Below are 19870 nucleotides of genomic sequence, written 5' to 3'. Positions count from 1 at the left end.
GTGAGAACAAATGAGAAAATGGGGAACGGTGCTGCTGGTGGCTTGCCTGGCCGCCGGTATTCTCACCGGGTGTGGAGCCGGGGTATTTACCGGCAGCCGGCAGGTGGATTTGAGCAAGCTGGACCCGGCAGTGCTGGACGGCAACACGGAGTTTGCCTTTGACCTTTTCCGGGAAATCAACCGGGAAGATGCAGAAAAGAACATCTTCATCTCGCCCTTAAGTATCTCCACAGCCCTTACCATGACTTACCAGGGGGCCCGGGGCACCACCATGGAAGGGATGACGGAAGCCCTGAACTACCAAGGTATTGAGCTTGCATCTTTAAATGAGACTTACCGCCGGCTGCTGGGCTATTTAGCCGGGGTGGACAAGGACATTGAGTTAAAGATCGGCAACTCCATTTGGCTCCGGGCCGGGGAAGAGATCCAGCCCGCTTTTCTGGAAGTAAACAAAGACGTTTTCCGGGCGGAAGTGGCGGAACTGGATTTTGCCCGGCCGGATGCCGCGGAAACCATTAACCGGTGGATTGCCAAGGCCACGGAAGGTAAGATTGACAAGATGCTGGAAGGGGAAATCCCTCAAGATGTGATTATGTATTTAATCAATGCCATCTATTTTAAAGGACAGTGGACGGAACAATTTGACCGGAAAAACACTTTTCCGGCGGAATTCCGCGCCGGCACCGGCGCCAAACAGCCGGTCCAGATGATGAGCAAATTTGGTCAGGCCGAGTACGGGGAAGGGGCGGACTACCAGGTGGTCAGGCTCCCTTACGGGAAGGAAAAAACCGCCATGTATGTGGTACTGCCCAGGGAAGGATTAGAGATTAACGCCTTTATCGACAACCTGACCAGGGAGAAGTGGGAAGAGATCAAGCAAAGTGTCAGCACCCAGCGGGATGTGGTGGTGCAGCTGCCCCGGTTCAAAATGGAATACGGCATCAAGCTCTTAAATGACAGCTTGTCCAAGCTGGGCATGGCGGAGGCTTTCACGGACCGGGCGGATTTTTCCGGAATTCGAGACGATGTCTATATTGACCGGGTAATGCACAAGGCGGTCATCGAGGTCAATGAAGAGGGCAGCGAGGCTGCCGGGGTGACGGTGGTGGAAGTGAGGGAGACGGGGGCCATGGAGCCCCTGCGGTTCATTGCCGACCGGCCCTTTGTCTTCGTGATTGCCGAGGAAGACACCGGCAGCATCTTGTTCCTGGGCAAGATGTGGGCGGTGGAATAAAGGCTGGGCCCAAAGCACAGGGGCGTAAGCACGCGGGGACGGATCTGTTGTGTCGTCGTTAACACACAAGAACCGTCCCCCTGTGTATGATACGTTCCCCTGAGCACCTGATGGCCCCCTTCAGAGAAGGTTCATCAACTCCTGCAGCACTTCCCCCGCCTTGCCCCGGATGAACAAGTCAAAATCATAGGCGGCGCGGCGGCCTTCTTCCAGGTTGATGTAGACGGTCTTGCCCCTGGCCAGGCGGGGCAACTGGTTGACGGGGTACACTTCGAGGCTGGTGCCGATGACCAGGAGCAGGTCCGATTGCTGGATTTCCGTAACGGTGTTGGTCCAAGCTTCTTGGGGCAGGCTTTCGCCGAATAAGACCACATCGGGTCGCAGCAATTGCCGGCCGCAGCGGCGGCAGCTTTGCTTCTGCAGGAACTCCTCCCGGGTGGCGGGAGTGCCGCAGCGATGGCAGTAGAAGGTCCGTATGTTCCCGTGGAGCTCATAGACGGTCTTGCTGCCCGCCAGCCGGTGGAAGCCGGTGATGTTTTGGGTGGCGATGGCGTCGATGAGGCCTTGTTCCTCCAGTTTGGCCAGGACGTAGTGTCCTTGATGGGGCTTGCATTTCTCCAGCAGTTCCAAATTGATGCGGTTAAACTCGTAAAAAAGCTCGTAGTTTTCCTCCAAGGTGTCAACGCTGGCTACCTTTTTCGGGTCCACCTTGCTCCACCAACCGGTTTGGCTCCGGAAATCCGGGATGTTGCTCTCCGTATCCATGCCCGCCCCGGTCAGCACTACCACATGGAGGGCATTGGTCAGCAGCCGGGCCAGTTCCGCAATTTCGCTCTTCATAGGCTCCCCCTCACCTGTGTCGTGGTTTTATCTTCTATTAAGAAATATTAGCCTATTCTCACCGCTTTCCTTTTGAATGGGGCCGTTTTTAGCTTCTTTGGCAGTTGGTGCATGCCGGGAAAAGCGAAGACCTGCCTCACGTCCATTAAACGGGGCAGGCCTTTTTGGTCTTGGGCCGAAGCTCCGGCGTACCCACCTGAGCCTGCGTTTTCCGCCTCCACCAGTTCATGCCGCCGGATCAAGCAGCGCCGGTTCCATTGAAATGGCTGCTTCATGGTCGCACAATTCTCTTAGCCCAGCAGTTTCCCGGTTTGGCCGGGCCGTGCCCGGGTTAGCCTCCTGCCGGGAGGGGCCGGGGCCTTGAAGCCGGGGCTAATACTTTGGCATGGTAATCATGGCTTTGAACAAGTCCCCGTCGATTTCAATCCCGAATTTCCCCTTTTGCAACTCGATGAGGCTCTTGGCAATGGACAGGCCCAGGCCGCTGCCTTCGGTGGTCCTGGCCGCATCGCCTCTGGTGAAACGCTCCATTAACTCCTCCGCCGAGATGTTGAGTTCGTGAGCGGAAATGTTCTTGAAGGTGAGCCGCACTTCACTCCCCAGGTCCTCCAGGTCGATGTAAACCCGGGAGCCCGGCAGGGCATATTTGAAGATATTGGACAAGAGGTTCTCGATGGAGCGCCACAGCAATCTCCCGTCGGCGGCCACGTAAACTTTTGCCTGGGGATGGTGGAACCGGAAATCCAGGCGGGTGGCTTCAATCCTGTCGCTGACTTCTCCCAACCCCTGGTTGATGAGGGATACCGGGTCTAGTCGTTCGATGTTTACCGGGATGTTGCCGCTGGAGGCCTTGGCCGCTTCAAACAAATCATCGGTGAGGGTTTTCAGCCGCTTGGCTTTTTGGTCCAGGATGTTGATGTACTCTTTTTGTTTCGACGGATCCCCTTCTGTTTTCAGCAGGTCCACGTAGGTAATGATGGAAGTGAGCGGGGTCCTGATGTCGTGGGACACATTGGTAATGAGCTCCGTCTTGAGCCTTTCGCTTTTCAGCTCGTTTTCCACCGCTTTTTTCAACCCCCCGGCAATGCTGTTGATATCCGCTGCCAGCCGGGCCAGTTCCCCCTCTCCCGTGACGGGAATGACGTGCTGGATGTCCCCGTTCTTGATTTTCTCCACACCTTCTTTGATGGTGTTATAAGTCTTCACCTGCCGGTAAGCCAGCCAGGCGGCCAAGCCAATGGTGACCGGGGCGAGATAGAAGGTGAGGGCCACCAGCAGGGGATAGCCGATCACCGCCAGCACCACTTTCACCGCCAAATTGCCGCTGGCGTATACTTGACTAGCCGCCCTGTAGGCCAGGTGGAAAGACCGGTAGAGTAAAGTGTGTTTCCAGAGGGTGCCGTTCTTGTAATGCTTCACTAAGGACAGGAAAAGGAGCAGCACCAGGGTGACCGTGGGCGCGGTCAGGTAAACTATCACTTGATCGATGCGCTCAAATAGGAAGTCCACCGCGCCGATCCAAATAGCGGCAGCCCCCAGGCACAGGAGAAGATTGAGGTCGTTGTAGATTTTGTCCACGGGCAGGAAATGGACTTCCTTGTCTTCCCCGCACGTGCGCCCGGCGGTCCATACCAAATAGGTGACGGACAGCAGGAAACCCAGCAGCAAGCCGGCCACCAGCCAAAGGCCCCTTTCGATGTCAGCCTTGGCCGTCTCCCAAGCCTGCATCCTGTCCTGCAGGAAATCGTTCGTAAAGGCTACATAGACCCTGGTATCCAGCAGGTCCAACCGTTCCAGCAGGTGGGTCAGCCGGTAAAGGTGACGGTTGTCCGCAAAAGATTCCGGGTAGAATTCAAAGCGGTAGTTTTCCGCCAGCAGGTAGGCAGGATAGGATTTGAACCGTTCTTTCCCCGTATCCCGGCTGTTGGTGTAGACGTGTTCACCGCCGGCGGCGTAATACACAAACCCATGGTATCCGGCCAAGCGCTGCTTGAGGGCCTGGTAGGCTTTTAAATCTTTTTTAATGAGCGTATCCCGTACCTGGGCTATTCTATCGGGGTACAGCTCTTGATAATTGTTAAAGTTCTCTTCATCGCTTGCTTCGGGGCGAAAAGTTTCCCCGTGGAACCACAGTTTCCAGGTTTCCTCCCGCAGCCGTTCCTCTGTTACCAGCCCGCCTTGCAGGATGTACTCTTCATCCTTGTATTTGCCTACCAGGTCCACCAGATCCCTGAACATGGGTTCGATTTCTTCCACAAAGGACAGCCCGGCCAGGTAATTGTCTTCCAAGACGATAGGGAAATCCCCGTCCACCTGCACGCCTACGTCCACAAAGAATTTCACGGCGCCGGTTAAACAGGCCACGGCCAAGATAAAAGCGAGCACCTTGGTCATGACTCCATGGCTAAATTTTCTCCACCTTGTAGCCAACTCCCCACACCACCTTCAGGTATTTCGGTTCCTTTGGATTGATTTCTATTTTTTCGCGGATCTTGCGGATGTGCACCGCTACCGTATTTTCCGGGTTAAAGGCCGTTTCGTTCCATACCTTTTCATAGATTTCTTCAATGGAAAAGACCCGGCCGGCATTGGCCGTCAGCAGCTTGAGAATCTTGTACTGCACCGGGGTGAGATGGACTTCTTCCCCGTCCACTGTGACTCTCTTGCTGTCGTCATCAATTACCAACCCGCCGGTTTTGTAGACATTGTTTTTGGTTTCCAGGCCCCCCAACACGGTGTATCTCCTTAACTGGGATTTGACCCGGGCGATTAACTCCAGCGGGTTGAAGGGCTTGGTAACGTAATCGTCGGCGCCCACATTGAGGCCCAGCACTTTATCGTAATCCTCCCCTTTGGCGGACAGAATGATCAACGGGATGTTTCTTTCCTCCCTGATTTTCTGGGTAGCGGTAATGCCGTCCATTTCCGGCATCATGATATCCATGATGACGAGATGGATCTCCTGGGTGTCGAGGAGCTCCAAAGCTTCGCGCCCGTGGCAGGCTTTAAGCACTTGGTAGCCTTCGTTTTCCAGGTAGATGGCAATAGCATCGACAATGGCTTGATCGTCATCACAGACCAGTATCTTCATGACAACTCACTCCCGGTTTGGTATTCTGCCCTATTATAACATCTCCCGGCTGGGGGTACGGTTCCCTTCTCCTTTCCGCCGGCTGAAGGCGGCCAGTATTTTCTTCCTGCCGGCGGGCAGGAAGAAGCACATGGCGGCGGTCGCCGCTGCCAGGGCGGCTAAGCCCAGGTCAAAGCGGTGGGCAAGGAAAAATGATCGGACCGCTTCATAATTGCCGTGAAAAGTCCGGCCCAAAAGGAGCATGGCGCAGGCCCAGGGGTAGATGCCCCCAAAGGTCAAGGCCAGATAGGGAGACACTTTCATCTGCGCCATGCCGGCTACATAGGAGATATAGTTGCCCAGCCCGATGGGCCGGGTCGCGGCCACGGTCCAATAACCGTAGCGCAGGAAGATCCGTCCGGCTTTGGCCAGTCCTTGGCTCCCTCTTCGCTCCAGCCACCAGCCCAGTTTCCGGCCGAGAAAATAAGGAATTAAACTGGCCAGGGAATAGACGGCGCTCATGCCGGCGGCAATCCAGGGGATGCTGCTGGACGGGAACAGGTAGCCGTATGCCAGGGCCATGACAATGCCGGGAAACGGGAGGGACGAACCTTCCAAAAACATGGCGATGTATAGCCCGGCCAAGCCCAGTTCCTGCAACGTGTCCAACAGGACGGCAGTCATACTGCACCTCCCTTCCTTGCTGCTGCTGGTTTCAGGGTTCATTATATAAGTCAAAGTTTAAGAAACACCGGATGAGATTCTTAAGGTTTTCTTAAAATGACAAAAAAATAGCCTTGTACGTGGGGGTCACGTCAAGGCTATTTATATGGACTGTGCTGGTTTAGCGGGACCTACAAGCACTAAAGGTCAATTTCTAGAGCCACCGGGCAATGGTCGCTGCCCAGGACCTGGGAATGGATCTGGGCGTCCTGGATCCTGTCTTTGATTTTCTCGGAGACGAGGAAGTAATCAATGCGCCAGCCGATGTTCTTCTCCCTGGCGTTGAACATGTAGGACCACCAGGTATAAGCCTCTGTCTTATCGGGGTAAAGATACCGGAAGCTGTCCACAAAGCCTGCCGCTAAAAGCTCCGTCATCTTCTGCCGCTCTTCATCGGTAAAGCCCGCATTCTTCCGGTTGCCTTCAGGATTCTTCAGGTCAATTTCCCGGTGGGCCACATTGGTGTCCCCGCAAATAATGACGGGCTTCTCCCGGTCCAATCCTGTCACGTAGTTCCGGAAATCATCTTCCCACTTCATCCTGTATTCCAGGCGCGTCAGACCCCGCTGGGAATTGGGGGTGTAAACGTTGACTAAATAGAAATTGTTGAATTCCGCCGTAATTACCCGGCCCTCCTGGTCGTGTTCCTCTATGCCTAAGCCGTATTTTACGGACAGGGGCTTAATTTTCGTAAACACGGCGGTGCCGGAATACCCTTTTTTCACGGCATAATTCCAGTACTGTGCATAGCCCTCCAGTTCCAGCTCGATTTGTCCCGCTTGGAGTTTGGTTTCCTGTATGGAAAATATATGGGCATCCACTTCTTGAAAATAATCCAAAAAGCCCTTGGCTAGACAAGCCCGTAGTCCGTTTACATTCCAAGATACCAGCTTCATCTTGCTCCTCCTTGTCCCTTCCTCGGTGTATCCATTATAACACCGTAACCGGCTTTTGGAAATGACCCCTGGGACGGCGGCTTCCATGCCTGTTTCCCATCCTACCTTCCCAAACCGGGTTCGCAACTCCCGCAAGACATCCGCCTACCGGAGACAATACCTTCCCGCCCCCGGCGGGTGCGAAAAAATAGCCTTGCGCGTTACCAAAGACGCCAAGGCTGTTTTTCGTTTGCCCGCCTTCGGTCCCCTTGTTAACGGGTCATGGAATGCACCACCAATTCCGGGTACCGGAGCGTGGGGATCAGGCTTTGTTTCAGTCCCCTTGTCAGCGGGTCATAGAGTGCAACCGACGGCAGGCAAATATGGAACCCCTTGATTCTCTAGGGGGATGGCCGCTAAACTCGCGGCGGTTTGTCTCAAGTTCTTCGAAAATGGCTTGTTTGCTAAAAAACCCATTGCATTTTCGAAATTCATTCCTGAACTCCTAATTCTTCGGAATTGCAAGAAATCCTTTAAATATTATTTCGCCCCCGGTTAAAGATTAGTCTATGCGGATATATGCCAACAACATCTTCAACCCAGGAGGCGGTATTTGATGTGGAAATGCAGTGTCTGCCGTTATGTGCATGAGGGGGACGGCGCACCGGAAAAGTGCGTAAAATGCGGTGCCTCCCAGGACAAGTTTGAAGCCCTCAGTGACGATGGGCGCCAGTTAATGGAAAGGGCTCGCTTCTCTAACCGGCTGTTGGCGGCTTTGATTGACATAGGTTCCTAACTGGAGGATTTGGCGGAGGACGGGATCGAGGACAACCTGGACCCGGGCTGCGTAGGCATTTACAAGTATGTCCGGAAGGTCGGGACGGAGATGAAGCAGATGGCGAAAGCGGAAATTCAAACCCATGTGTCCAAAGGCAAGTGGGGCTAAACCAGGGCTCGACAGTCAAAACAGCCATGATTAGCGGACTCCGGGGCGGCGTGATGCTGCCCTTTTGTGGCTGCCGAAGCCCATAACGGATAGTTACAAGTGGATACATTAGCGATATACAAACTCATTTGGTTATGGTATATTTTTGATAACTAGCTCAAAATATGCCGAGAAAAGTTGAACCAAAACCGGAGGTGGATCTATGGAGGATTTTATGCGTCCAGCTTTTATGCTGCACTATGTGTTAAGCGGCCTGATTATTGTTGCCGGCCTTATCTTGATGCGTTACTCGTTCAGGCATTTTAAGTTGTGGCACTCCGTGACCATGAAAATCCTGACCAGCCATCGAGACGGGACTGCGCGCACCCGGGTAAGTAACAGTGCTCACAATCCCCGCCGGCCCAAAGTTAGGCCAAAAGGCCGCCCGGGCGGGATGATGACCGTCGTGGCTGTCTTTTTATTCTATTTCCTTTCGGAGCATCTCTTTCACGTGGTGCTGGTTCCTGACGTCAGTATGGTCCTGGCCCCCCTGTTTACCCTATTGTATTGTTACCAGTCCTTCGTTTGTCAAAGGACCGGGGAAAGGCTGCTTTTGGTGATCCTGGGTTTCCTCGGTTATCACGTGGCCATCTACTACTATGACTTCATCATTTTGAGCTTCGATTACGATTTGCAGGCGGGGATTAATCTCGCTGCCTATTACATATTGCGCTTAGGCACCTTTGTGAACCTGGTGCTCTTCATCTTTAAAGGGCTGCAGGGGATTGCCGGCGGGCTCTTCCGCCGGGTCGACGAAGGATTTGATGAATATGAAGATGCCTTCCACGGGTACCTGGATTACATCCTCCAGATGCAGAAGAAGGGAAGATATTTTGGCCAAAAGTCCGGGGAAGAGAGGGCGCAAGAGAGCGGCCGGGAAGGTGAAGCCAACGTCAGGTACCACTTGAAGTGGCTGGAGGGGTATAAAGTCTTACATAACGTGCGCATCCCCAACCCGCTGGAAGCCCAGGAAATTGACCACATTGTCATCGGGCAAAACGGGGTCTTCCACCTGGAAACGAAGAATCACGGCGGCAAGCACGGGGCCAGGATTGTCATCAACAAAGAAGGGGACTGGAGCATCATCCAGTCCAACGGTAATGCCCAGGGCATGACCAACCCCCTTTTTCAGGTGCGGCGGCATGAGAGGGTTTTGCGGGAATTCTTGGAGAAGGAGTTTCCCAATGTCAAGCTGCCGGTGAAAGAAATTGTGGTCTTGTCCAACGAAAAGACCATCTTGGAAGGACAGGAAAACTCGCCCATTACGGTCCTCAAATTGGAAAGGCTTAACGATTTCATTATGAACTATCGCTCCGGCGTTACTCTGGATCAAAAAACCGTGGATGCGATTTACGCCAAGCTGGTTTCCTTAAGCCGGGCGAACCCGGCTTAGGGGTGAAGGTTTCTCCCGGCGGCCGCGGATTCTCTTGGCTTCCCCCTGCCCCACCGCCGCTACCCCTAACGCAGGTGCCGGGTACTGGTGGGGTTGGCGGGTCCACCCCGCCGGGGGCTGGGCTTGGGGGGTTCCCTGTGGCCTTATACTTTAATTAGTTAATATGAAAAGGTAATAGCGCATTAACGTAGAATATATAATTATGCTGACTTGTTGATTCAGGGAGGAGATGACGTCTTGTTTTCCAGAAAATCCATCATGATTTTATCACTCTTACTGGTGGCCGGCCTGGTGCTGGCGGCCGGCTGCGGCGGCGGTGCCAATGACACCTCCGGGAATGAGCCGGTGAGTTTTAAGCTGGCCCATGCCACCTGGGTAGGTTACGGCCCCTTGTACATCGCGCAGGAAAAGGGTTTCTTCGACAAGTACAACATCAAACCGGAACTGGTGATCATCGAAGACGAATCCCAGTACGCCGGGGCCCTGGCCTCCGGCCAGATCCAGGCCTTAGGCAACGTGCTGGACCGGGAAGTGATTCACTTCGCCAAGGGGACGCCGGAGGTTTTCGTCTTTGCCATGGATGAGTCCGCCGGAGGTGACGGCATCGTGGCCAAGGCGGAGATCACTTCCGTGGCGGATCTCAAAGGAGCGACGGTGGGCCTTGACAAGTCCTCCACGGCCTATTTCTTCTTCCTCACGGTTTTAGAAAAATACGGCCTCAAGGAGGAAGATGTGATCATTCAGGAAATGGGTGCTGGCGATGCGGGCGCTGCCTTCGTGGCGGGCAAACTGGATGCGGCGGTAGTCTGGGAGCCCTGGCTCACTAATGCTTCCCAGCGGGAAGGGGGCCATGTGCTGGTGGACAGCAGCGATTTCCCCCGGACCATTGTGGATGTGGTGACCGTGGCCAAGGATTTCGCGGTTCAGCATCCGGAAGCCATCACCGGGTTAACCAAAGCCTGGTTTGAGGCCATTGATTATTACCGGGCCCATCCTGATGAGGGCAACCAGATCATGGCTAAAGCTTTAGGCATTACGGCGGAAGAAGTGGCGGAGATGGCTGCCGGGGTGGCCTTCTTCGGCCGGGAGGAGAACCTGTCCTTTTTTGCCGGGGAAGGGGAGGACACCGTCTTTACCGTATCCGACCGGGCGGCGGGCTTCTGGCTGGAGAAAGGCATCATTGATGCGAAACCGGACCTTAATGAATTAATCGATACCAGGTACGTGAAAGAGGCTGCTAAGTAACATGCCGGATAAACCAGAAACCAGGACCAATCATGCCAACGGCTATAAAAAACTGACGATCTTAAGTTTCTTAGTGATTCTCATGGCCTGGTGTGCTTTATCTTACAGCGGCGCCGTGAAGGAAGTATTCTTACCCACCCCGGGGGCGGTGCTCCGGGATTTTTGGGCCATGCACCAGGAAGGGATCTTGCTTTCCTATACCCTTGCCAGCACCTACCGGGTGATGGTGGGCTGGTTCTTGGCGGTGGTGGCGGCGGTACCCCTGGGGATGCTCATCGGCACCTCGAAAGCCGCCGAGGCCCTGTTTGAACCGGCCATTGACTTTGCCCGGTACCTGCCGGTGGTGGCCATGGTACCCCTGACCCTCCTTTATTTCGGTATCGGGGACCTGCAGAAGTTTGTGATCATCTTCCTGGGCACCTTTTTCCAGCTGGTGCTGATGGTGAGCGACGTGGCGGCCAATGTGCCCCGGGATTTGCTGCGGGCGGCGGCCACCCTGGGGGCCAACAAGTGGCAAACCTACCGCCTGGTGCTGATGCCCGCTTCCCTGCCGGGTATTATGGACAGCCTGCGGATTACCGTGGGCTGGGCTTGGACTTACCTGGTGGTGGCGGAGCTGGTGGCCGCCAACTCCGGTCTGGGCTACATGATCTTAAGGGCCCAGCGCTTCCTGGCCATTGAGCGCATTTTTGCCGGGCTGGTGATTATCGGGTTGTTGGGATTGCTCACCGATTATTTCTTCAAATGGCTGACCAACCTGGTGGTGCCCTGGAGCGAAAAGGCGGGTGGTAAAGCATGAGCCGGGCGAAACTGGTGCTGCGCCGGGTGAACAAGTGGTTTACCGGTGCCCGCGGGGAAAGGGTAGAGGCCCTAGCGGATATTGACCTGGATATCAAGGAGAATGAATTGGCCGTTATCGTCGGGCCCAGCGGCTGCGGTAAGTCGACCCTGCTGAACATCGTGGCCGGTTTGGAACAGGCCAGTGCCGGGGAGGTGCTGCTGGAGGGCCGGGCCATCACCGGGCCCGGGGCGGACCGGGGTATGGTGTTCCAATCCTATACTTTGTTTCCCTGGCTCACGGTGCAGCAGAACGTGGAATTCGGTTTAAAGCTCAAAGGCCTGCCGGCCGCAGAAAGGGCCAAGAAAGCACGTCATTACATTGAACTGGTGGGCCTTACCGGTTTTGAAAGCGCCCTGCCCAAGACCCTGTCCGGGGGCATGAAACAGAGGGTGGCCATTGCCCGGGCCCTGGCCAATGATCCGGAAATGCTTCTCATGGATGAGCCTTTCGGGGCCCTTGATGCCCAGACCCGTTCCGTTATGCAGGATTTGCTGCTTTCCGTTTGGGAGAAAGAACGGACCACCGTGCTGTTTATTACCCACGATATTGATGAAGCGGTGCTCTTGGCGGATAATGTGTATGTGATGTCCAAGCGGCCCGGGCGCATCCGGGCCAAGATTCCCGTGGACATCCCCCGGCCGCGGGATCACCGGGTGACGGTGTCCCAGCGGTTTACGGAAATCAAGAAAGAAATCATGGAGATGCTCTGGGAAGAATCCTAGAAGACAGGGAAGGGTTTTCGCCCCGGCACGCAGCGCGGTGTGCCGGCAGGCGGCCGGGGCAGCCTGTGGCCACCGGCCCTCGCCGGTGCCCCTGGCGCTGGGCCGTAGGGAGAAGCCGTTTTCGGCAGGAAGATGACCAAAAAGACGGGAGAGAAGACGCTTGGGCCGGACTGCCTTGTTAATCATCGACATGCAAAATGATTTCTGCCTGCCGGGGGCTCCATTTTATGTAAACGGGGCCCTGGCGGTAGCGGATCGTATTAAAGAGGTTTTGGAGGCCTGCCGCCGGTACGGGCTGCCGGTAGTCCACGTGCGGCGGGAGTATGAGCCCGGCGGCAGCGATGTGGAGATTACCCGGTACCCCCATTTCGTCCGGGTGGGCGGCGGGGTGGTCAAAGGAACCAAGGGGGCGGAAATCCTAGCGCCCCTTAAACCCCTGCCGGGGGAGCCCGTCATCGTCAAGAAGCGCTGGAGCGCCTTCTTCCGGACGGAACTGGACAGCCTTCTCCGGACACTGGGTGTCACCCAAGTGGCCGTCGCCGGGGTGCAGACCCCTAACTGCATCCGGGCCACCGTGTGGGATGCCAATTCCCTGGATTATGAAGTGATTGTCCTCACCGACGGCACCGGGGCCCAAACGCCGGAAATCCACGCGGCCAACTTGCGGGATATGGAGAATATAGGGATTAAACTGATGACTGCCGCGGAGTTTATTGACCATCTGCCTCGCCTGTGACGGGGGAAGGTGGGTTGGCAGTCTGCTCATCATTGGTTGGGTGCAAGTAAGACGGCCACCGGTGGCCGTATGTGTGGCCTGTCAATAAGCTGAGCAAGGGAGGATGTTTCCGCATCCTCCCTTGCTTTTAGCTCTTTATGTAAACTGTTCCCGTAAACCTGGCCACCGGGGTCTCGTCCTCGTCAAGAATATCCACCTGGTAGTGGCCCAGCTTCCGGCTGGAGGTGATCTCCCTGGCCTTGGCGGTGAGCTTTTTCCCTTGGGGGGACTTAAAGTAGGAAATCTGGGCGTTGACAGCTAGAGCTACCGGTCCTTTGGAGTTGGAAGCCACGGCGAAAGCATAGTCCGCCAGACCGAAGATGGCACCGCCGTGGACTACGCCCACACCGTTTAAGTGGTTTTCGGTGACTTCCATTTCCGCCACCGCATAGCCCGGTTGGACCTCCACCAGCTTAATGCCTAAATAGCCGGCAAACCGGTCGTTTTTTGTGTTCTTAATGAGTTCCTCATTAATCAATACTCGCCACTCCTTCTAATACCATGTTCCAGAGGGGTGTGTTTTTGTGCCCTTTAGCTTAACAGCAGGGCCGAAGCCGGCAGGCCCTGTTTAATAAGTGGACCACTTGCCGATGGGCTCTTTACTGTTGCCCGGGATGTAAATATAGTACTGGACCTGGCCGGGGCTTTCGAATTCCAGGGTGAAAGTCCGGCGCCACTTGGCGTTCAGGTCTTTATCCGCCGTCAAGTTGAAATCCGCCAGCACCCCGATGGTGCCGTCGCTCAGCTGGTAAGCGATGGTGGGAATGGTGCCGAAATGGGCATGGGTGCCGCTGGTTTCCATCAGCTGCAGGTTGACATACCTGGTGGTGCCTCTGGTGGTATAGCTGATAGCGGTAACGGCGTACTCGATCTTGTCTTTTTCGATTCTTTCACTGAGCCTCTTGGTGGGCAGTTTTTTCACCTGCTCCGCCGTGAGGCTCAAATGGCCTGCGCCCGGCTTACCTTGTCCTGTTTCCACGAACACCTGGCCGTCCCGGTAGTCCACTTTCGCTCCCATAGCCTCGGATAAATAACGCAGGGGAACGTAGGTGGAACCTTCGATGAGAACTCCTTCCACAGGGGCTTTCTGGCCGTTGAGAAAGATGGGGAGCCGGTTCATGGCGGTGACCGCCGGGGTTACCAGTAGAGCGCCGGCCAGTACCAGGGTCAGCGGCAGTGCAAGTTTTTTCATTATGTCCTCTCCTTTGACAGATTTTTGGCACGAAACAGCCAACAGGTCTTCCCTGTTGTTCCCATGATTTAATTATAATGGATTCTCCGCCTGAACTAAAGCCAATTATTTACCGGGCGGCCGGAACTTGGGCGTTACCAATTACGTCGAAATAAAAAGGGAATCGAATGCCTGCATAGAATTTCCATACTAACGGAAAGGAGGTCGATTTGTTGCCCATTTTAGAACTCAAGGGAGTATCCCGTCGTTACAAGAACGGTCAAATCGTAGTGGAAGCGTTAAAAGACATCAATCTTACCGTGGAGCAAGGTGAATTCCTATCCATTATGGGACCTTCCGGTTCCGGCAAGTCTACTTTGCTGAACTTAATCGGCTGCTTGGACCGCCCTTCTACAGGCAGTGTCATCCTGGCGGGACAACATGTGGAAAAACTGAGTGACGGCCGGTTAGCCGAAATCCGCAACCAGTTCATCGGCTTTGTTTTTCAAAGTTTTCACCTGCTGCCGGATTTAGATGCCCAGGGGAATGTGGAACTTCCCCTCATCTACCGGGGCGTAGGAGCCAAGGAAAGGAGAATGCGGGCCAGGGCCGCCTTGGAAGCGGTGGGCTTGGGAGAAAGGTGCCATCACCGCCCCACCCAGCTTTCCGGTGGGGAGCAGCAGCGGGTCGCCATTGCCCGGGCCCTGGTGGGAGAGCCCACTTTAATCCTGGCCGACGAGCCTACGGGGGCGCTGGATTCCAGGACGGGCCTGACCGTGATGGCTATTTTCCAGCGGCTCAACCGGGAAAGGGGTCTGACCATTGTCCAGGTGACCCATGAGAGGGACATTGCCCTGCACGGCACGCGGGTGGTCCATTTAAAAGACGGCATGATTGAGAAAATCGAAATGGTGGAGCAGCCCCTGGTAGCGGTGGAAGAACCGGAGCAGGGGCAAACACCGGTGGCATAGGAGGAAAGGCCATGTGGCAAAAAGTGTTAACTATCGTCGTGATTGTCCTGATTGTTTTGGGCGGGGGTTACTATGCCTACCAGCAGTTGATACCGCCCCCGGAGGAAGAGAACCAGGGACCGGTATACTCCACGAAGCCGGTCACCCGGGGTGATATCTCCGTCGGCGTGGAAGTGGTGGGCAGCCTGAATCCCACCAGCGGCGGCGGGATCCAGGTGCCCGGTTACCGCGGCAGCGGCGGCATTACATATTTGATTGAGGAAATACTGGTGAAGGAAGGAGACGAAGTGAAAAAGGGGCAGCTGCTGGTTCGTTTAAAAGCCCCTGACTTGGAAAGCCAGATTAAGAGCTTGGAAAGGAAAATCCTAGAGGACAAAAAAGACATCGCGGAACTCCTAAATATCCCGGTGGCAGAAGTGGACCGGTTGGATGCCAGCCGGGGCATTACCTTGACCACCCCTATCGGCGGGCGGATTACCGAACTGCAGGTCCGGGAAGGTGAAGAGCTGAAATTGGGACAGATTGTGGCCAAAGTGGTGGACGATTCCCGCTTCCGTTTGGTGGCCAAGCTGACCCCCTGGGAATTTCAAAATGTCCAGATCGGTCAAAAAGTAGCCCTGCGCTTTGCCCAGTTTGACGGCATTATCGTCGGGCGGGTAACGGATGTGAATTTCGAGCCGGTGGCGGAACCGGCTTCCAGCCTGGCTGATCCCTACAAGCCGGCGGGCAGCGGCCAGGCCAACGAAGAGCACGTCTATGTCCACTGGGTCAGCATTGAAGCGGATAACCCCGGTCTCATCCGCACCGGCATGCTGGCGGAAGTAGGGCTGCCGGTGGATCCCAAAGCGGAGACCATTGACGCGTTTAGTGCCCGCTGGACTCGTTATCCTTCGGTGGTGGACGGTTATGTCGACGAGGAAACCATCTACAGCCGGGCCGAGGCCATTGTGACCAACGTTTATGTGAAGAACGGCCAGAAGGTGAATCCGGGAGACAAAATCGTTTCCCTGGCGGGGGACGACGCCCGCCAGACCATTGACGCCAAGGTCAATGAGCTCCGGGACAAAGAAGATGAGCTCCAGCGCTTGTACGACCAGTACAATAACCTGGACATCCTGTCGCCCATGGACGGGGTCGTGGCTTACATAGAAACGGATGTGGGGCGGACTTTGACCCCGGGGGAATGGTTGGGCCATATCTATAATACTTCCGACATGCGGATGTGGTCCACCGTGGACGACATCGACGTCCTCCTGGTGCAGCAGGGAGCGAAAGTCCAGGTGACGGTGGATGCCCTGCCGGGGCGCACCTTTGAAGGAGAAGTGAACCGGGTGTCCACCATGGGCAGGGACCGGGACGGCATGACCATGTTTGAGGTAGACATCAAAGTCGTCGGCAGCCCGGAGCTGAGACCGGGCATGAGCGCCAGGGCCTTTATCCAGGCCGGTAGTGCCGAAAATGTACTCCTGGCGCCGGTGGAAGCCATTTTTGAAGAAGACGGGCGTTCCATGGTGGAAGTGTTAAATCCTGACGGTACGGTGAAAGTGGTGCCTATTACCGTGGGCTTGATGGATGATCGTTACGCGGAGGTTAAAGAAGGGCTGGAGGAAGGGGAACTGGTCATTACCGGCAGTTCGGCGGACGTCCTGCCCAGCCAGCGCATCCAAGGCAAGGATACACTGCTGCCCTCGCAGCCTGACGACGGCTCCGGCGGCGGAGGCCAGGGCAACGGCTCCGGTGAAGGCGGGGTGTAATGGTGATGGCGAAAGGGATCAGAGCCCTCTGGGTGCGGTTCTGGTTTGCGGCCCAGATGGCCGCCCATGGTGTCCTGGCCAATCCCCTGCGGTCCGCTTTGACGATTCTGGGTGTGGCCATTGGGGTGGCCTCCATTGTCAGCCTTATGGGCATTGGCGAAGGGGCCAGGCAAGCGGTGGTGCGGCAGTTTGAAAGCTTGGGAACCAATGTGATCGTGGTGCGGGCCGAGGACGATTCCGTCACCCTGGACCCGGCCCAGGCCCAGGAGCTGGTGGAAAGAGTAGACGGCCTGGACCTGGCGACGCCGGTGGTGAAGATAGAAAAACCCATCCGCTGGCGCCGCACCAGGGGGACCGGAGAAATCCTCGGCGTGAACAACCAGTATCCCGAAATCCGGGACCAGGCGGTGATCGCCGGGCATTTCTTCACCACCTGGCATGTGGAACAGCGGGCCCGGGTAGCCGTCCTGGGCTATAACATCGCCGCCGGGCTCATGGGCGGCAGGAGCCCCGTGGGGCAAACCATTACTATCGACGGGTTTACTTTCAGGATTACCGGGGTGCTGGCGCCCAAGGGCGCCGGCCAGGCGGAAGGTATCGATGACATGATCGTCATTCCTTATACCACGGCCCTGAAACTGGCTAACCAAAAAGCCGTGCAGGAAATCTGGGCCAAGGCCAGCGACCCCAAGGCGGCGGACTTGGCCGTGGTGCAAATGGGACGGATCTACCGGCGGCAGCTGGGCTTGGACCAGAAAGCGCCCACCCCGGTACCTGCCGGTCCAGGGGAAGCCGGTGGGGCGGAAGGCATGACCGTGCCGGTAGACATGGCGATGATGGAGGAGCCTGTGCCCCCCGGGGAGAGCCGGGAGATTCCCGGCATTAGCACCGGTAAGGACCTGATTACCATTACCAACCTCAACCAGCTGGTGGAAGAAGCCGATAAAGCCAACCGGGTGATGACCTTGCTGTTAGGAGGCATTGCCGCCGTTTCCCTGCTGGTCGGGGGGTTAGGCATTATGAACATCATGCTGGTGGCGGTGACGGAGCGCACCAAGGAAATCGGCGTGCGGCGGGCCATCGGTGCCAAGCAGGGGGACCTGTTGACCCAGTTCTTGCTGGAGGCGCTGTATTTAAGCGGTGTGGGTGCCATTGCCGGGGTGGCCGCCGGGATTTGGGGCATCAACATTTTTGCCCGCTACGGCTTTGAGACAGCCATTAGTTTCCAAGCCATCCAGATCGCCAGTTTGGTGGCCGTCGGGGCGGGGCTCCTGTTCGGTGTCTATCCCGCTATTTCCGCTTCCTCGGTACCCCCGGTGGAGGCCCTGCGGCGCTAGAGGAAAGGGCCGGCAGGCGCCCGGTCCGGGGTAAATATACTGGATACACGACTTCCCTCCCCTTGCAAAAATTATTTAATAAGGTAAAATATCAATATAGGAGTAGTATCTTGTCCGGGATGCTGCTCAAAATTATGTGTAAAGGGGGAGCGATTCTGTGTCTTTGCGTATGGCAACTCAGGAAGAACGAAGGACCGTTGAAGCGTGTATCGAGGAACTGAAAGCAGGCATCGATGAGTTGGCAGAAGCTTATAAGAAAAAGAATATCCCCCAGTTAGGCGCTGCCTTATGCGATATCGAATACCACGTGCAAGAACTGTTGGAGAGGCTGGAGCGAGAACAGCCCTTCTTTAAAAAGGAAGATTTCCGCAAGTTTGTGCGGCGAGCCCACCAGAAGAGGTGAGACGGCTTCTTGGTAAAAGGTGCTACCGGTTTAGTACAGGAATTGGTATAATCAAAGGAAAAACACGGTTGGGTGATTGTATTGCAGAGAGTAAAGGTAGTAACTGACAGTACCAGTGATTTGACCCAGGAGCTGCTGGCGCAATATGATATCCGGATGGTGCCCCTTTACGTTCGCTTTGGCGAAGAAGTCTATGCAGACGGCGTCGAAATCAACAACCGGCAGCTGTTCCAAAAGGTAGCCCAAACAGGCATCATGCCCCAAACGGCGGCTCCGACGCCGGAAGATTTTCTCTCGGTTTTTAAAGAAATCATTGAGGCGGGCAGCGATGTCATCTGCATCTGTCTGTCCAGCCACCTGTCAGCCACGGTCCAGTCGGCTATGATTGCCGCCGGTGAACTGCCGCCCGGCAGGGTGGAGGTTATCGACGGGTTGAACCTTTCTTCCGCCACCGGCATGCTGGCCATTTATGCCGCGGAGCTGGCCCAGCAGGGGTTGCCCCTGTCAGAGATTGTCCCCCTGGTGAAGGCGCGGGTGCCCAAATTGAGCACCCAGTTCGTGGTAGACACCATGGAATACCTGTATAAGGGAGGCCGTTGCTCCGGGCTGCAGAGCCTGATGGCAGGGGTGCTCAAGATTCATCCCATGCTCACCATGTCTGAGGGCAAGATTGTGGTGAAGGAAAAGATCCGGGGCGGCGGGAAAAAGATCGTGGACCGGTTGGTGGAATGCATCGTGACCGACAAGGATAAGGTGGACCGGCAGTTCATCGCGGTGACGGGGGCGGCGTGCCCGGAGATGGTGGAGGCCATCGTACAGCGGGTGCAGCAAGAATTCCCCGGCGCCCGGGTATTTGTGACGGAAGCCGGCAGCGTGATCTCCAGTCACTGCGGGCCGGGTACCGTCGGCATCTTGTATATGTTGCAATAAAATGGAATTATATGGACAGGAGGAATTCCTGTCCATTGATTTTTTATGGGCATTTTGTTTGCTGAGCGAAATTAAGAACGACACAAAAGACGAAAGAACAGGGCATAAACGGAAGGGAAATGGAAGCATTTATATAATTTTCTATTTGTGGAAGGAGCTTTCCAATAAAGGGGGAGCGGGATGGGGAAGATTATCAGAGACCCGATCCACAGTATTATCAAAATAGACGATACCGCCTTAAGGCTTATTGACACTTACGCCTTCCAAAGGTTGAGAAGGATTAGGCAGTTAGGGATAGGGTGGATGGTATATCCTGCTGCCGAACACAGCCGGTTCACTCATTCCCTAGGGGTTTACGGCATGGGCCGTTCAGTCATGCTTTGGAGAACGCTGTCAAGAGCCTGGGCGGCAGTTTCAAGCACGAGGATATGTCGATTATAAGCAGTACTTGAACCCGTACATAGGCTCAATCATAGGTCAAGTCCAAATTAGTGTGTAAATTCCTCAGTGAGTTCGGTTTGCTTGTAAACCTGAACACTGCCGCTTAGATTATCCGGCTCGCCAGTCACCAGTCAAGGGTAAAGGCTGGGCCTCCGCTTCG

General features: G+C 55.6%; 21 protein-coding genes. 13 read left to right on the top strand and 8 right to left on the bottom strand.

The genetic code is table 11. The annotated features are described in order from the left end of the window. Nucleotides 1–10: 10 nt before the first annotated feature. Entirely contained in the window at nucleotides 11–1234 is a 1224-nt protein-coding gene (locus GXX34_07000) for a serpin family protein (protein HHW07262.1), read from the top strand. Between the two features lie 120 nt (nucleotides 1235–1354). Here the strand turns inward: GXX34_07000 and GXX34_06995 are convergent, their stop codons facing one another. The 6 genes from GXX34_06995 to xth all read right to left on the bottom strand — a co-directional run bounded on the left by GXX34_06995 (nucleotide 1355) and on the right by xth (nucleotide 6763). Further along, a complete protein-coding gene (locus GXX34_06995) occupies nucleotides 1355–2074 on the bottom strand; it encodes an NAD-dependent deacylase (protein HHW07261.1) in 720 nt (239 codons plus the stop codon). A gap of 47 nt (nucleotides 2075–2121) precedes the next feature. Further along, a complete protein-coding gene (locus tag GXX34_06990; GenBank protein HHW07260.1) occupies nucleotides 2122–2349 on the bottom strand; it encodes a hypothetical protein in 228 nt (75 codons plus the stop codon). Nucleotides 2350–2446: 97 nt separating this feature from the next. Beyond that, nucleotides 2447–4504, bottom strand: a complete 2058-nt coding sequence (locus GXX34_06985) for a HAMP domain-containing histidine kinase (protein HHW07259.1) — start codon at nucleotides 4502–4504, stop codon at nucleotides 2447–2449. Continuing rightward, on the bottom strand, nucleotides 4479–5165 hold the full coding sequence (locus tag GXX34_06980) for a response regulator transcription factor (GenBank protein ID HHW07258.1): 687 nt from the start codon (nucleotides 5163–5165) through the stop codon (nucleotides 4479–4481). The genes GXX34_06985 and GXX34_06980 overlap by 26 nt, the downstream gene beginning before the upstream one ends. Before the next feature lie 33 nt (nucleotides 5166–5198). Next, on the bottom strand, nucleotides 5199–5828 hold the full coding sequence (locus tag GXX34_06975; protein HHW07257.1) for a hypothetical protein: 630 nt from the start codon (nucleotides 5826–5828) through the stop codon (nucleotides 5199–5201). Nucleotides 5829–6007: 179 nt separating this feature from the next. After that, nucleotides 6008–6763, bottom strand: coding sequence for an exodeoxyribonuclease III (xth, locus tag GXX34_06970; protein ID HHW07256.1), 756 nt, complete (start codon nucleotides 6761–6763; stop codon nucleotides 6008–6010). Between the two features lie 595 nt (nucleotides 6764–7358). Between xth and GXX34_06965 the strand changes: the two genes are divergently transcribed. The 7 genes from GXX34_06965 to GXX34_06935 all read left to right on the top strand — a co-directional run bounded on the left by GXX34_06965 (nucleotide 7359) and on the right by GXX34_06935 (nucleotide 12664). Further along, nucleotides 7359–7538 carry a hypothetical protein gene (locus GXX34_06965; GenBank protein HHW07255.1) on the top strand — a complete coding sequence of 60 codons (180 nt, stop codon included), beginning with the start codon at nucleotides 7359–7361 and terminating at the stop codon, nucleotides 7536–7538. Between the two features lie 9 nt (nucleotides 7539–7547). Further along, nucleotides 7548–7688, top strand: coding sequence for a hypothetical protein (locus GXX34_06960; GenBank protein HHW07254.1), 141 nt, complete (start codon nucleotides 7548–7550; stop codon nucleotides 7686–7688). Nucleotides 7689–7902: 214 nt separating this feature from the next. After that, nucleotides 7903–9120, top strand: coding sequence for an NERD domain-containing protein (locus tag GXX34_06955; protein ID HHW07253.1), 1218 nt, complete (start codon nucleotides 7903–7905; stop codon nucleotides 9118–9120). Nucleotides 9121–9378: 258 nt separating this feature from the next. Further along, a complete protein-coding gene (locus tag GXX34_06950; GenBank protein ID HHW07252.1) occupies nucleotides 9379–10365 on the top strand; it encodes an ABC transporter substrate-binding protein in 987 nt (328 codons plus the stop codon). A 1-nt stretch (nucleotide 10366) separates the two neighbouring features. Further along, on the top strand, nucleotides 10367–11164 hold the full coding sequence (locus tag GXX34_06945) for an ABC transporter permease (protein HHW07251.1): 798 nt from the start codon (nucleotides 10367–10369) through the stop codon (nucleotides 11162–11164). Continuing rightward, nucleotides 11161–11928, top strand: coding sequence for an ABC transporter ATP-binding protein (locus tag GXX34_06940; GenBank protein ID HHW07250.1), 768 nt, complete (start codon nucleotides 11161–11163; stop codon nucleotides 11926–11928). The genes GXX34_06945 and GXX34_06940 overlap by 4 nt, the downstream gene beginning before the upstream one ends. 160 nt (nucleotides 11929–12088) lie before the next feature. After that, on the top strand, nucleotides 12089–12664 hold the full coding sequence (locus GXX34_06935) for a cysteine hydrolase (protein ID HHW07249.1): 576 nt from the start codon (nucleotides 12089–12091) through the stop codon (nucleotides 12662–12664). 127 nt (nucleotides 12665–12791) lie between these two features. On the opposite strand, the gene GXX34_06930 is transcribed toward GXX34_06935, so the two are convergent. Continuing rightward, on the bottom strand, nucleotides 12792–13178 hold the full coding sequence (locus GXX34_06930; GenBank protein HHW07248.1) for a PaaI family thioesterase: 387 nt from the start codon (nucleotides 13176–13178) through the stop codon (nucleotides 12792–12794). Nucleotides 13179–13271: 93 nt separating this feature from the next. Next, nucleotides 13272–13895 (bottom strand): hypothetical protein, encoded by a 624-nt coding sequence (locus tag GXX34_06925; GenBank protein HHW07247.1) that lies wholly within the window; start codon nucleotides 13893–13895, stop codon nucleotides 13272–13274. A 218-nt stretch (nucleotides 13896–14113) separates the two neighbouring features. Here GXX34_06925 and GXX34_06920 point away from each other — a divergent pair, with 218 nt between their 5' ends. The 5 genes from GXX34_06920 to GXX34_06900 all read left to right on the top strand — a co-directional run bounded on the left by GXX34_06920 (nucleotide 14114) and on the right by GXX34_06900 (nucleotide 19269). Continuing rightward, nucleotides 14114–14845, top strand: a complete 732-nt coding sequence (locus GXX34_06920) for an ABC transporter ATP-binding protein (protein ID HHW07246.1) — start codon at nucleotides 14114–14116, stop codon at nucleotides 14843–14845. Between the two features lie 11 nt (nucleotides 14846–14856). Continuing rightward, complete coding sequence (locus GXX34_06915) at nucleotides 14857–16599, top strand: efflux RND transporter periplasmic adaptor subunit (protein HHW07245.1); 1743 nt, start codon at nucleotides 14857–14859, stop codon at nucleotides 16597–16599. Between the two features lie 5 nt (nucleotides 16600–16604). Beyond that, the gene (locus tag GXX34_06910; GenBank protein ID HHW07244.1) at nucleotides 16605–17936 is read left to right on the top strand and encodes an FtsX-like permease family protein; all 1332 of its coding nucleotides are present in this window, start codon (nucleotides 16605–16607) and stop codon (nucleotides 17934–17936) included. Nucleotides 17937–18093: 157 nt separating this feature from the next. Beyond that, nucleotides 18094–18339: a hypothetical protein gene (locus GXX34_06905; protein HHW07243.1), complete on the top strand. Its 246-nt coding sequence runs from the start codon at nucleotides 18094–18096 to the stop codon at nucleotides 18337–18339. 72 nt (nucleotides 18340–18411) lie between these two features. After that, nucleotides 18412–19269 carry a DegV family protein gene (locus GXX34_06900; protein HHW07242.1) on the top strand — a complete coding sequence of 286 codons (858 nt, stop codon included), beginning with the start codon at nucleotides 18412–18414 and terminating at the stop codon, nucleotides 19267–19269. Nucleotides 19270–19870: the final 601 nt, after the last annotated feature.

It is taken from the genome of Clostridia bacterium, assembly GCA_012840125.1.
Lineage (GTDB): Bacteria > Bacillota > DULZ01 > DULZ01 > DULZ01 > DULZ01.
This window is presented reverse-complemented; position numbering and strand designations above follow the sequence as displayed.

Bases quoted from the DNA above. Each gene is read 5' to 3' on its own strand.
- xth (HHW07256.1), bottom strand. From the start codon at position 6,763: ATGAAGCTGGTATCTTGGAATGTAAACGGACTACGGGCTTGTCTAGCC.
- GXX34_06965 (HHW07255.1), top strand. From the start codon at position 7,359: ATGTGGAAATGCAGTGTCTGCCGTTATGTGCATGAGGGGGACGGCGCA.
- GXX34_06975 (HHW07257.1), bottom strand. From the start codon at position 5,828: ATGACTGCCGTCCTGTTGGACACGTTGCAGGAACTGGGCTTGGCCGGG.
- GXX34_07000 (HHW07262.1), top strand. From the start codon at position 11: ATGAGAAAATGGGGAACGGTGCTGCTGGTGGCTTGCCTGGCCGCCGGT.
- GXX34_06915 (HHW07245.1), top strand. From the start codon at position 14,857: ATGTGGCAAAAAGTGTTAACTATCGTCGTGATTGTCCTGATTGTTTTG.
- GXX34_06955 (HHW07253.1), top strand. From the start codon at position 7,903: ATGCGTCCAGCTTTTATGCTGCACTATGTGTTAAGCGGCCTGATTATT.
- GXX34_06940 (HHW07250.1), top strand. From the start codon at position 11,161: ATGAGCCGGGCGAAACTGGTGCTGCGCCGGGTGAACAAGTGGTTTACC.
- GXX34_06950 (HHW07252.1), top strand. From the start codon at position 9,379: ATGATTTTATCACTCTTACTGGTGGCCGGCCTGGTGCTGGCGGCCGGC.
- GXX34_06925 (HHW07247.1), bottom strand. From the start codon at position 13,895: ATGAAAAAACTTGCACTGCCGCTGACCCTGGTACTGGCCGGCGCTCTA.
- GXX34_06910 (HHW07244.1), top strand. From the start codon at position 16,605: ATGGCGAAAGGGATCAGAGCCCTCTGGGTGCGGTTCTGGTTTGCGGCC.
- GXX34_06995 (HHW07261.1), bottom strand. From the start codon at position 2,074: ATGAAGAGCGAAATTGCGGAACTGGCCCGGCTGCTGACCAATGCCCTC.
- GXX34_06990 (HHW07260.1), bottom strand. From the start codon at position 2,349: ATGAAGCAGCCATTTCAATGGAACCGGCGCTGCTTGATCCGGCGGCAT.
- GXX34_06980 (HHW07258.1), bottom strand. From the start codon at position 5,165: ATGAAGATACTGGTCTGTGATGACGATCAAGCCATTGTCGATGCTATT.
- GXX34_06945 (HHW07251.1), top strand. From the start codon at position 10,367: ATGCCGGATAAACCAGAAACCAGGACCAATCATGCCAACGGCTATAAA.